Genomic DNA, 12156 nt, shown 5'->3' with positions numbered 1-12156 from the left:
GATTTTCTTCTTTCTTTAGGGGAAATAGATGCTTCACCAAAACCTTTTGCCATGACCAATCCTGATTGCTAGATGGATTCTAATAGCATATTACAGCTTCATTTTTCTTGCGCTTACCCTGCTCTAGGAACTGAGATGACTAACAAATATCTCAATAATTTTTTAGAAAGCATTGATTATCCAGAAAGAGTGGACTTATCTCTTAACCTTGATTATCGGCGTAAGAAATTTTATTTGCAAGGAAAATGGAATATTGAGGAGATGCAAGCCATTTCAGCTTTAATTTTAAAGTGGCCATTTTATACATCGCTTGAGCGAGTTAAATATCTAATTATATTTTGGCTGAAAAGTATATTTTTTCTGATGATTCCCTTTAAAAATTCTTAAGCTGCCGATATTTCTAGTTTCTCTAAAATAGAATAACACCCAGTAATGAACAAGCAAAATCTACCTAACTTTTTTGTCGTAGGCGTTGCAAAATGTTGGACAACAGCGTTTTACGAATATCTAAAAGAAACCATTTAGGTTGTTAGATAGATTGATTTCTCACCCAGTATCCGTTGCTAGCGCGCAGCAACCTCTTCCTATTGAAAAGCCAGACTCGAACAGTCATAAAACGAAATAAAAACCTATCAAAAAAAATCAAAAAAATAGCGATGCAATTAACAAATTGTAATAAAATTAAAAAATAAGATTCCTGGTTCATAAAATAGGCAATTAACTACATACCTACTTATAAAAGTAACGTTTTCAAATTATAAAAGTAAAAAGTTCTCTCCTTGAAAAATTAGAAGTACCAAATATAATAAGCTGTTCCTCATCTAAATAGGGTATTATTAAGAGTTAAATATCGGTAAAATGAGGGGAGAGATGCCAGCCAAGAACTTCCTAAAATCTGAGCAACAAGAAAAGCTCCAAAAAGCCTTAAAGACAGAAGAAAATATCGATGAGTATCTAAGAATTGAAAAAGAAGCTCCAGAACGCCTACAAGTCTGGTTTTGGGACGGGGCGTTTAGAGTGGCGAAATCAATTCGCCACCCAGCCCCTCACGAAAGTGGTTTCAGTTTACGAGTGATTCGCAGAAAAAATTGGTGTCAAAGAGGAACTCGGAAGAAACTGAGAGGAGACAGAAGAAAAGGAAGAGTCAATGCCATGGGAGGACTGAGATATTCAGATAAGAAGAGATTTATCGAATTTGTGGAGAAAGGAAACTCAAAAAGTTTTTATAAAGTCTTGAAAGTCTTTTACCAAGAGTTAAAAGACGAATGGATAGAAGCGGGAAACTCCGCCGAAGAATTTGAAGAAAATTGTCATCATTTTAGATAATGCAAGTTTCCATAAAAAGCAGGAATACTTAGATCAAATTGAAGTGGAAATGCCGAACCTCTATTTAGAGTTTTTGCCTGAATATAGCCCCGATTATAATCTGATTGAATTAGTATGGCATTCAGCAAAGGAATATATAGCCCATCGCCTATTTAAATCAATTGAAGAGTTAGAATCGGTGTTAAATCAACTCCTAAATGAAGGAGGCTTAATCATAAAATGGGGGCGAAAGCTGAAAAATAAAGGTAACGCTGTTATCCCAATTTAAATGCACAACAGCTTAGAGAAAAGCGAGCAATGCGATTAACAACTTGTATCACAACTAGAAATGACCCCGAAAGACTCGATACTTGTCTTCGTGCAATCTGGAACTCTAAGGTCAAGCCCTATTCTGCCATTGTTTCTGATGACTCGCCAGACCTTGAGATACAGCAAAAAAATAGCCAAATTGTTGAAAAATATCCTGGCACAACATATATTTTAGGCCCGCAGCGCGGTGTGAACGCCAATCGCAATTGTGCTGTTAATTTTGTTACAGATACCGACTTGATTGCATTTGTTGATGATGATGTTCACCTTGATCCGGATTTCATTGAAAACGCGCTGAAAAGATATGAGCAAATGTCTCCTGAAGAGAGAAAACGCACTTTTATTACTGGTAACAGTAGAGATGGAAAAGGTTACAAAAGTCGTCCAACAAAACTTTCTTTTCGTGGTTATTATACTGCTATTTCAAAAAACGAGACTCCTGAGTGCGTACATATCCATGCCGCTGTTTTTCCACGGTCATTTTTTAACGAAGAACAATGGGAAGAGGATATTTTCTTTGGTCAGGGAGATGCGATCCTTTGTTTGAGAGCTTTGAAGCGCGGCTACCGTATTACACACTGTCCTGAGTTGAAGGTATGTGACACTGGTTCTGTTAATTCTACTAATGGTAGAAATCTTCGAGCTAAGAGTATCGGTCTTCTCACAGATTATGATCTTCATCAAGAAGCTGCTAGACTATATATCGGAATTAAACGTTACAAAGAGATTTTTCCAAATCCATTCAAACTAGCTACTTTCTTATTAGTTTATTTTGCTCATATAACAATTTACTTACTTAGAAATAATGCGGTTAAAGCATGGCCCTTAATCATTCAGCGTTCTCACTTCCTAAAATTATTGTAGCTATATCTTTAAAAAATATTTGCTTGTAATGTAATATTAAGAGCAAACTTCTCTATAAATACTTATGACTTTACCTTTAGTAACTGTAATTATTCCTTCTTATAACTACGGTCAATTTATTGGAGAAGCTATTGATAGTGTCTTAGCTTCTGATTATCCTCAAGAATTAATAGAAATTATCGTAATTGATGATGGTTCGACAGACAATACGGCTGATGTAGTTAAAGCTTATGGCAATAGAGTTCATTATAATTACATACAAAATACCAGGAAAGCAGGTGCTCTCAAATTAGGGATAGAACTATCTCAAGGGAAATATATCTTTAATTTAGATGCCGATGACCTTTTCGCAGTTGAAAAAATTCGGAAAGTAGTAGAAATATTTGAAAGTGATGATGAGATTACTCATGTTTCTCATATTAATAATTACTGGAATGTGAAAACTGGTTTGAAAAATCCGGAAAATATACCTACTGAGATTTTGGAAAAAAAAATTAATGGTAACGAATTGCTCGCATATTTTTACAGCAGAAAACTTATATTTGGAGGAGGATCTACTTATGCAGCTAGGGCTGAAGCGATTAAGGGAAAACTGTTCTTTAGACGGGAAATGGACATATTTGTGGATGAATATCTTGCTATAGTTACCATGAGCTTGGAATCTTCTTACTTCATAGCAGAACCGCTTACCTTATATCGTTTACATGGAAATAATGGTACTAGTAATGAAGGTGGAAATCTGAACATATCTAAACTCAGAGTTCGGGTAAATTCTACCAAGGCTATTGAACAGCAACTAAGGCAAAGTGATGCATTAAGTAATCAGGTCAAAGCTTTATATAAATTAAAGTCAAAAGAATACAGTCTTTATTGCAAAAAAATGGCGTGCGAAGACTCTCTTTTGGATGGAGTAAATCTATACTTTTTTATATTGAAAAATACAAGATATTTTGGCAAGTACATTTTATTGATTTTCTGGAGTTATCATTTATATAAATATCTTATCCCTTCTTCGTTGTTTCTACCAATAAAGAGGATAAAAAGGAGTATTATAAAATGAGTGTTGATAAGTTTAATCTTAGTAAAAGACTCCTACTCAAGCTCGGTATGTACGATGCCGTTGCAAACTTATATTAAGCAGTTATGCAGAATGAATTTCCGATTTCCAAACCTTAAAACTCCTACACAGCTTGGACTTTCCAGTTTGTGGATGTGGAATTCATTTTGTCTGGGCGCTTATCGCATTATTAAACCTAGTTATTTCAAGAATTTAAAGTCCGAAGAGGAGTTTTACAGCGCCTTTATTAAGCCAGGGAATTTGTGCTTTGATATAGGTGCGAATCTGGGTAAAAAAAAGGTGTGGGAGAAAAAAAAGACAGTCTAACACTTTATATTCATGAAGAAAATATTGGAGCTTCTAGTTTCCTGTCTGAATGGCAGCAGGAGGAGGCTCAGATTAAAAAAATTTCGGTAGACATAACGACTCTGGATTTACTTATCTCTCAATACGGACATCCAAAATTCTGTAAAATTGATGTTGAAGGATTTGAATTATCTGTCCTTAAAGGTTTAACATCTTCGATTAATGTACTATGTTTTGAATATCATTTAGATCGCGGTGAGTCAGAGATTCAAAAGACTATAGCTTGTCTTTATTATTTATCAGAATTAACAGATACTGTTCTTAAAGTCAATGTTATTCCAGGCTCTGGAAAAACTGAATTCTTTAGGAAAAATTGGTGGGATTTACCTACATTTATTGACTTTTTTCAGTATAAACTTTGCAATTATACTAGCTTTGCCTATGGTGATATTTTTGTTCGCATGTAGAATGACTATGAAAGATCTGTAGGGGGATGACCTCACTTGACTAACCAGTGCGATGTCCTGCGGAGGCTCGCCAAGCGACATCGCGCCGTAACTCGCTCAGCACAGCAAACCTTAATTAGATTCCTGTCACTTTGTCCAGAGGGCAGGGGCACGATCTCCTTTTCGTTTTTTCTACAAGTCTCAGTTAGCGATAAAAATCACTTTGATCGAGCCTGCCATCTAACAACTCAAGATAATTGAAGACAGGTTGACCCAACCTCTTCGGAGAGGCGTAGGGGAATACTAACAATTATGATTAAGGCATAACAGATTCGGTAGAACTAAATTGATTATTTAATGATTGCTATTGTCACACCAGAAAAAATTAAATTATCTCCAGGGGTGGTCGTTCATTTGCTTGGTACATGGAAAGACTATCAGGTGTTGATTGAACGACGAGGGGATAAAGCCAACCCACGCATTAAATATCGACCCGGAGAAATTTTACTGATGTCACCCCTGCCCAAACATGGACGGGAAGCTCACATTATAGCCGATCTAATTACAGTTTTACTCGATCATTTAGGGCAAAATTATGAAGCATTTACTCCAATGACAATGGAGTTACCAAAAATTAGTGGACTGGAACCGGATTATAGCTTTTATATCAATAATTGGGAAGCTGCGGTAGGTAAAGAGCGGATTAATTGGAGTACAGAACCTCCACCCGATTTAGCCTTAGAAATTGATGTCACCAGTTATACTGATGTCAATGATTATCTTCCCTATCGAGTTCCTGAAGTGTGGTTATATAAGAAAAATCAACTGATAATTTATGCTTTCAATAATGACAGTTATAATATCGTTTCTAGTAGTCGCTATTTTTCCAACCTTAATCTACAGGAAATTTTAGCAGAGTGTTTAGAAATTGCTAGTATTCGCAGCGCAAGTGTAGCAATGCGTGTCTTAAGACGACGTTTTCCCAGTGCCAGTATTGACCCGTAGCAGGCAGGATGAAGGAAACGAGGCGAGGTTAATGGACAATTGTTTACCGTTTATGTACTGAAATGGTTACAATAAAGAAAAATATTGGAATCATAGCTATGGATGCAATTACCTATACCCAAGCCCGTAAAAACTTCACCTCGGTCATGAATCAAGTTTGTGAAGATCATACTCCGATTATCATTACCCGTCAGTCAGAAAGCCCAGTCGTCATGATGTCTTTAGAAGACTATAACGCTATTGAAGAAACCATGTATTTACTAAGAAGTCCCAAAAACGCCCAGCGTCTTTACAAAGCATTAGAACAATTAAAAGAGGGTAAATATCAACAACGGGAGTTAATTGAAGAAGACGAAATTGCTGACGCTTAAATTCTATGAACATTATGTTTTTAGATGATGCTTGGCAAGACTATCTTTACTGGCAAAAAGCAGATCAAAAAATACTCAAACGGATCAACCAATTAATCAAAGATACACAACGAACTCCCTTTCCAGGAATTGGCAAACCCGAACCCCTTAAGTTTGATATGTCGGGGCTTTGGTCGCGTCGAATTAACCAAGAACATCGCCTCATTTACCAAGTTAAAGACGACTGTATGGTTATTGTTCAGTGCCGTTATCATTACTAAAGTTTCTATAAATGAAAAAGAAATAAACCTATATGGTCATATTTCTTGTCATAACAACCAATACTGGGATCAATTACTAAATAAAACTGGGTTTTCTTTGGTTGATTATCGACGAGGAGCTTTGTTTTATGGAAGTAATAATTTCCATGATTCAGAATTTTTCTTGATATCTTACCTAAAAAATTAACGCGTTCAGTTTCTGACGAAGTAATTGCCTTGTATTAATTAATTAAGAGAATAGTTGCCAAGAAGGCTAATTTAAAATTGATGATTGAATTAATCGGTTCATTAGAAAAGTTTCTGTAGAATTTGGATCGCCCTTTCTTCCAACTAGCTAAAATAATACTGAGAGACCTTCACATCGGGAATCAATCATGTATCAAAGCAATCCTCCTTTCTCTCCCAAAGAAACCCTGCCTACTATGTATGATCTGCCCAGTGAAGATCCCGAGGAACCTGGTTTGCCTGACGAATTTCATCTGCTCCAACCGGAATTGTTGCGCCTGACCTTTCGTTCTCCCAGTTACCCCAGCGATCAGGTCTTTACCGGTAGTGATTTGAATCTTTACTATGATGTCCGTCATACGCAATGGTATAAACGCCCGGACTGGTTTGGGGTTTTAGGAGTGTCTCGCCTCTATGAAGAAAAAGACCTTCGTTTAAGTTATGTCACCTGGCAGGAAGGAGCCAATCCGTTTGTGGTGGTAGAATTGCTGTCACCGGGAACGGAAGGGGAAGACTTAGGGCGAAATTTAAGAGAAGCGAGCCAACCTCCAAGTAAGTGGACGGTCTATGAGCAAATTCTGAGAATTCCCTATTATTTTGTATTTAACCGCTACACTGATGAGTTCCGTGCCTTTGAGTTAAAAGGGAGCCGTTATCAGCCTATATCGACAGAAGGACAAGGAGTCTGGTTAGACCAAGCGGAATTAGGCTTAGGATTATGGCAAGGAGAATATCAGGGGATTAATCGACAATGGCTGCGTTGGTACGATCAAAATAATAATTGGATTCCAACCCCTGCCGAACAGGAATTTCAACGGGCGCAACAAGAATTTCAACGGGCGGAACGTTTAGCAGAACAATTGCGAGCATTGGGCATTGATCCTGAAGCATAAGGAATCTAAAGTTGGTTTACTCTTTCTTTTATTCAGGATCGCACTTTTAGAAAAAGTTTTAGATGAAAACTGGTTGCCGTAACGTAAATCAAAAAACATGGTAGCAGACTCCAAACAAGCACAAAAACAACTCTATGAAACCGATTATCATCTCTGGGTCTTGGCAACGGTTGAACAGTTACAAAATCGAGAGTTTGAGACCATTGATACTGAAATATTGGAAGGCAGAGAGAGCAGTCAATCAAAATCATTGGAAAAATGAGTTCCGTGCCTTTGAGTTGAGAGGCGGTTGTTGTCAGCCCTTATCTGTAGAAGGGCAAGGGGTGTGGTTAGCACAAGCGGAATTAGGCTTAGGATTATGGGAAGGGGACTATCAACTGATATCAATGATTATCTTCCCTATCGAGTTCCTGAAGTGTGGTTATATAAGAAAAATCAACTGATCATTGACGACGTTTTCCCAGTGCCAGTGTTGACCCTTAGCAGGCAGGATTCAATTGGTTGACTCCGAGGCTCATCAGAAGTTTGTGTCACAGTTGGCTCAACAGCGATCGCGCATCCATCCCTCTCACATTGCTACCATAATTAGGGTGATCCCATTGATCTGAATTAATGAGTAAAATAGTCACCGCTGATCCGCAATCCTTAGAACAGAGGCGACAAGAAGCGCTGGCGGTCGCTCAACAAGGCATCAAAATCCTCAAGCAAGAGTTTGGCGCCAAAGAAGTAATCTTATTCGGTTCATTAGCCGGAGATGGACCCTGGCATTGGCAATCAGACCTCGACTTAGCAGTGAAGGCAATGTCAGAGGATGCGATTTGGAAGGCCGATTCAGTTCTCGAAAACATTGCTCCGAGTTGGTTGAAGATCGATCTCGTTCCTTTAGAGCGTGTTCCTCCTCGAGTCGCTGCTCGTATTCTCAACCTCAACCCGAGGTCAGACAACAAATATCTTGCCCTGAAATCCCGCCTTGAAGACGAAACGATCGCTCTGGAAAATAATGTTGAGAAATTGCAGACAGTATTGGCTCAAGCAGAAACTATACCTGAAATTGCCCTTACTCCTGCCTTAGCCAGCTACATTGCTGATTTTTATACGGGATGCGAGCGCATCAGCGAACGAGTCGCGGTTACGCTCGATGGCGGTTTGCCAAGAGGCGAAAACTGGCATCAGGAACTGCTCAAACAGGTAGCAGAATCAGGAGGAGACAATTGTCCTCCTTTGTGGAGCGGTTCTTTAGTGCTAGAGCTGGATGAATATCGCAAATTTCGACATTTGGCGCGTCATCTCTATAACATTGAATTCAAACCAGAGCGAGTATTAGCTTTAGCCCAAAATGTCCAGCCAGTTTTAGCTAAAGTCAAACCAGCGATCACGCTGTTTAACGAGTGGTTAGATAAACAAGTAAAATAAATCCTTAAAACTTAGCAACAAAACATGTCAAACAAATCAATCTACGAGCGGGATTTTGTGGTTTGGGCAGAGAAACAAGCCCATTTGCTAGAACAGCATCGTTGGCAAGAATTAGATTTGGAAAATTTAGTCGAAGAAATTAGGGATTTGGGGAAAAGAGAACGGGATCAACTACTTTCTCGCTTAAGGTTAATTTTGCAGCATTTACTGAAATGGCAATATCAGTCAGAAAAACGCAGCAAAAGCTGGAAAAATACAATTACGAGAGAAAGAGATAATGTTGCTGATTATCTAGAAGATACTCCTAGCCTGAAAAAAGTTCTTCAGGATCCAGAGGCGATCGCGACCTGCTATCCTCGTGCTAGAAGAGATGCAGCTAGGGAAACCGGATTAGATACGCTCCCCGAACAAAATCCTTATCCTCTCGAACAAGTATTAGACGAAAATTTTTTTCCCTAAAAAATAATGAAGATAATAACTCAGAAGGAATGCACCAAGCGATCGCGCTTTTCAACGAGTGGCTAGACAACCAAGCAAAATGATATAGACAATCAATGCAAAACCGATTTGAGACTGGATTTAGCGGTATCTTGCTCAGCATAGCCAAGTCAATTGAATTCCGATTCCTGTCACTTGGTCTCTAGGGCAGGGGCGCGATCGCACTTCCAAAGTCTAGCGAATTTTATATATATTCTTTACCCATACATATACACTGCTTGATTTAAAGGCTATAAGCTGTGATGAAACTGTGTCTTGTTACTCATCGAGTTATTCCAGGGGATGGACAAGGAAGAGTTAATTATGAAATTGTTGGCGAAGCGATCCGTCGGGGGCATGAGGTCACTTTACTGGCTAGCGCGATCGCGCCAGACCTTGTTCAGCACAACCAAATCAATTGGATTCCGATTTTTGTTCAAGGTTGGCCAACAGAATTGCTCCGAAATTTGATTTTTTCCTGGAAAAGTACCCTTTGGTTGCGTCAACACCACGCTGAATTTGATGTGATTAAGGTTAACGGTGCCATTACTCATTTCCCAGGGGATGTCAATGCCGTTCACTTTATCCATAGTGCTTGGGCGCGATCGCGCGTTCACACGATTAGAGTCCATCGTAATCTCTACAGTCTTTACCAGTGGATCTATACAGCATTAAATGCTGCTTGGGAAAAGCACGCTTTTCGTCGAGCTAAAGTGATTGTTGCTGTTTCTAAAAAAATTAAAGAAGAACTGGTCGCAATTGGTGTTCCTCCACAAAAGATTAAGGTGATTTTCAATGGAGTTGACATTGAAGAGTTTCACCCTAAAAAAGTTGAACGAATCAACTTTGGGCTTCCTGAAAAAGTTCCCCTCGCTTTTTTTGCCGGAGATATCCGTACCCCTCGCAAAAACCTTGATACGGTACTTCATGCATTAGTTCAAGTTCAGGAATTACATTTGGCAGTTGCTGGAAGTACAAAAGATAGCCCCTATCCTCAACTTGCTGGTGAATTAGACATTGATGAACGTGTCCATTTTTTAGGATATCGCCAAGACATCCCCCAGCTTATGCAAGCGGTGGACTTTTTCGTCTTTCCCTCTCGTTATGAAGCCTTTACCTTAGTACTACTAGAAGCAATGGCCAGTGAATTACCTGTCATTACTGCTATGACATCCGGCGGTGCGGAAGTGGTTACTCCAGATTCTGGAATTATTTTATCCAATCCCGATGATGTCAAAGCATTAGTTGAAGCATTACAAACTTTGACAAACAATGCTCCTCTCAGAAATCAAATGGGTCAGGCTGCTAGAAAAGTTGCTCAAAAACATACCTGGGCAGTTATGGCACGCAGTTACCTGAATTTGTTTGAACAATTAAATTATTAGTTGTCAGATGAACATCACTGTTATTATCCCTACCTATCAGCGTCCAAAAGACTTGCTACGCTGCTTAGAAGCCCTGAAACGCCAAACTCGTCCAGTTGATGAATTATTGGTAGTAATCCGAGACAATGACTCAGAAACTTGGAAATTTCTCGAAGACTTTGATCCCGAGTCGTTACCGTTAAAAACCTTAAAGGTAAGCGTACCAGGGGTGATCGCAGCTATGAATGTTGGTCTTGATTCAGCTTTTGGGGACATCATCGCTTTCACTGACGATGATGCTGCACCTCATCAGGATTGGCTAGAACGAATTGAAGCCCACTTCCTTTCAGACAAAAGTGTTGCAGCAGTTGGCGGACGAGATTGGGTCTATCTTGGTAGTCAATTACATGCAAGGAAACTGACAGAGAAAGTAGGGCGGGTGCAGTGGTTTGGACGAGTCATTGGCAATCATCATCTAGGCGTGGGTGAGGCGCGAGAAGTCGATGTACTGAAAGGAGTTAATATGAGCTTTCGCCGTAGCGCGATCCAAGGAATGCATTTTGATGAGAGGATGCGAGGAACAGGAGCACAGGTTCATTTTGAACTCGCCTTCTGCCTAGCCTTGAAAAGAGCAGGTTGGAAACTTGTTTACGATCCTGCTGTCGCTGTCAACCACTATCCTGCTCAACGTTTTGACGAAGATCAGCGAGCTCAATTTAATGAAATTGCCCATGCGAATAAAGTTCATAATGAAACTTTAATCCTGCTAGAGCATTTATCACCAGTACCAAGAAGTGTGTTTCTTTTGTGGACAGTTTTGATAGGAAATCGATCTAAACGTGGATTTGTTCAATTGCTTAGGTTTCTACCGAGTGAGGGGAATTTAGTTTGGTATAAGTGGAAGGCGACAATGATTGGACTTTGGCAGGGTTGGCAAACCTGGAAAAAAAGCTAAACTTAACGATAACTTCTCAATCAATAATTTTTTCTCATCAGAGAGTTGTCCAGTCCTTTTCTCAAGCATAATCGAGAAGATCTTACCTTTTATGTATCGATTAAAAAAACGAAATAATCATGGACTTGGGTTTTCAGCCGAAAAAATAGTCAAGACTTTTTTTTATTTAATCCCCCAACCCGTAGCCGGTTGGATAGCAATCTTTTCACTAATCCTATTGACAGCAGCAAGTATTGTAGGCGGAGCTGGCACAATATTGAACTTTGCTTTTCCAGCAGGAGCTTGTGCAGTAGGGTTGCTTCTCTATAACCGCTATCCTATTCTTTACGTTGGTTTTGTTTGGTGGCTGTGGTTTTTGACCCCTTTAGTTCGACGTTTGGCAGATTATACTAGCGGTAGCTTTACAAACCCGAGTCCTATACTCCTATCGCCTTATCTAGTTGTCTTTATCTCTATTGATACGCTTTGGAAGCATCTTCCTAAAAGCCGTCGCGAAGGGACTTTACCTTTCGTTCTTATTTTTAGCAGTTTGTTTTACAGCCTTGCCATTGGACTATTACGCAATCCACTCCAAGGAGCCGTAATTGACTTTTTAGATTGGGGTGCGCCAGTCTTATTTTGTTTCTATTTATTTGTAAACTGGCGAAATTATCCTCGCTACCGCCAGAATCTCCAACGTGTTTTTTTCTGGGGAGTTCTGGTCATGGGAGTTTATGGCATAATACAGTATTTAATCTTACCTGAGTGGGAGCGATTCTGGATTATTCAACAAAAGATCCGTGGGACTCCCCCACCTCGGAACAGGTGGGGGAGGAAAGCGGGTGAGTCGATACCGCTCGATGCGGTTGAGACTCACATTTTCTTAGGCTACACATAAGCCATTCG

General features: G+C 39.4%; 14 protein-coding genes and 2 pseudogenes. All 16 read left to right on the top strand.

The genetic code is table 11. The features are described from left to right. Positions 1–72 precede the first annotated feature (72 nt). The 16 genes and pseudogenes from GVY04_16075 (at position 73) to GVY04_16000 (ending at position 12148) form a co-directional block, all read left to right on the top strand. Positions 73–387 carry a hypothetical protein gene (locus GVY04_16075; GenBank protein NBD17588.1) on the top strand — a complete coding sequence of 105 codons (315 nt, stop codon included), beginning with the start codon at positions 73–75 and terminating at the stop codon, positions 385–387. 501 nt (positions 388–888) lie between these two features. Beyond that, positions 889–1594 (top strand): annotated as a pseudogene (locus GVY04_16070) (IS630 family transposase). A 29-nt stretch (positions 1595–1623) separates the two neighbouring features. Continuing rightward, entirely contained in the window at positions 1624–2499 is an 876-nt protein-coding gene (locus GVY04_16065) for a glycosyltransferase (GenBank protein NBD17587.1), read from the top strand. Positions 2500–2563: 64 nt separating this feature from the next. After that, on the top strand, positions 2564–3559 hold the full coding sequence (locus GVY04_16060; protein ID NBD17586.1) for a glycosyltransferase: 996 nt from the start codon (positions 2564–2566) through the stop codon (positions 3557–3559). Positions 3560–3858: 299 nt separating this feature from the next. Next, positions 3859–4329: an FkbM family methyltransferase gene (locus tag GVY04_16055; protein ID NBD17585.1), complete on the top strand. Its 471-nt coding sequence runs from the start codon at positions 3859–3861 to the stop codon at positions 4327–4329. A 336-nt stretch (positions 4330–4665) separates the two neighbouring features. Continuing rightward, entirely contained in the window at positions 4666–5313 is a 648-nt protein-coding gene (locus GVY04_16050; GenBank protein NBD17584.1) for a Uma2 family endonuclease, read from the top strand. 98 nt (positions 5314–5411) lie between these two features. Then, a complete protein-coding gene (locus GVY04_16045) occupies positions 5412–5684 on the top strand; it encodes a type II toxin-antitoxin system prevent-host-death family antitoxin (protein NBD17583.1) in 273 nt (90 codons plus the stop codon). 5 nt (positions 5685–5689) lie between these two features. After that, the gene (locus GVY04_16040; GenBank protein NBD17582.1) at positions 5690–5944 is read left to right on the top strand and encodes a Txe/YoeB family addiction module toxin; all 255 of its coding nucleotides are present in this window, start codon (positions 5690–5692) and stop codon (positions 5942–5944) included. 374 nt (positions 5945–6318) lie between these two features. Next, positions 6319–7062, top strand: coding sequence for a hypothetical protein (locus GVY04_16035; GenBank protein ID NBD17581.1), 744 nt, complete (start codon positions 6319–6321; stop codon positions 7060–7062). A gap of 97 nt (positions 7063–7159) precedes the next feature. Then, a pseudogene (locus tag GVY04_16030) lies at positions 7160–7282 on the top strand (DUF29 family protein). After that, on the top strand, positions 7266–7505 hold the full coding sequence (locus GVY04_16025; protein NBD17580.1) for a hypothetical protein: 240 nt from the start codon (positions 7266–7268) through the stop codon (positions 7503–7505). Before GVY04_16030 ends, GVY04_16025 begins: the two are co-directional and overlap by 17 nt. Positions 7506–7674: 169 nt before the next feature. Next, positions 7675–8475 carry a nucleotidyltransferase domain-containing protein gene (locus tag GVY04_16020; protein NBD17579.1) on the top strand — a complete coding sequence of 267 codons (801 nt, stop codon included), beginning with the start codon at positions 7675–7677 and terminating at the stop codon, positions 8473–8475. A gap of 24 nt (positions 8476–8499) precedes the next feature. Continuing rightward, positions 8500–8934, top strand: coding sequence for a DUF29 family protein (locus GVY04_16015; GenBank protein NBD17578.1), 435 nt, complete (start codon positions 8500–8502; stop codon positions 8932–8934). A 281-nt stretch (positions 8935–9215) separates the two neighbouring features. Further along, the gene (locus tag GVY04_16010) at positions 9216–10337 is read left to right on the top strand and encodes a glycosyltransferase (GenBank protein ID NBD17577.1); all 1122 of its coding nucleotides are present in this window, start codon (positions 9216–9218) and stop codon (positions 10335–10337) included. Positions 10338–10344: 7 nt separating this feature from the next. Then, positions 10345–11271, top strand: coding sequence for a glycosyltransferase (locus GVY04_16005; protein NBD17576.1), 927 nt, complete (start codon positions 10345–10347; stop codon positions 11269–11271). 91 nt (positions 11272–11362) lie between these two features. Further along, positions 11363–12148 carry a hypothetical protein gene (locus tag GVY04_16000; protein ID NBD17575.1) on the top strand — a complete coding sequence of 262 codons (786 nt, stop codon included), beginning with the start codon at positions 11363–11365 and terminating at the stop codon, positions 12146–12148. Positions 12149–12156: the final 8 nt, after the last annotated feature.

It is taken from the genome of Cyanobacteria bacterium GSL.Bin1, from assembly GCA_009909085.1.
In the GTDB taxonomy this organism is placed as follows: domain Bacteria; phylum Cyanobacteriota; class Cyanobacteriia; order Cyanobacteriales; family Rubidibacteraceae; genus Halothece.
This window is presented reverse-complemented; position numbering and strand designations above follow the sequence as displayed.